Origin of the sequence: Bacillus cereus group sp. BfR-BA-01381 (genome assembly GCF_022663555.1) — a bacterium.
Classification (GTDB): domain Bacteria; phylum Bacillota; class Bacilli; order Bacillales; family Bacillaceae_G; genus Bacillus_A; species Bacillus_A pacificus.
Map to the genome: position 1 here is coordinate 1 of NZ_JAKUFR010000307.1, position 255 is coordinate 255.

Sequence of the window (255 nt, forward strand, 5' to 3'; positions counted from 1 at the left end):
AAAACATATGGATCGAGTTATAAAGTAGCGGAGTTTTTAAAAATAAGTCAATCTGCTGCCACTAGGAAAATAAAGAAACTTATAGAGGAGGAAGAAAACATTGGATAAAAAAGCGACGTTTGTAAATGTAGAGAAAAAGGCGATGTATATAAATGGTGAGTGGATTACATTGCAAGAGCAAATAGAAGTAAATAATCCAGCAACGAAGGAAATATTTGCGACTGTACCAAAGGGCGGGGTAACAGAGGCAAAGCA

At 36.1% G+C, this 255-nt stretch carries 1 pseudogene; it reads left to right on the top strand.

Annotated elements, in window-relative coordinates:
* Positions 1-100: 100 nt before the first annotated feature.
* Positions 101-255 (top strand): annotated as a pseudogene (locus tag MR079_RS28830) (succinate-semialdehyde dehydrogenase (NADP(+))); the annotation flags it as partial.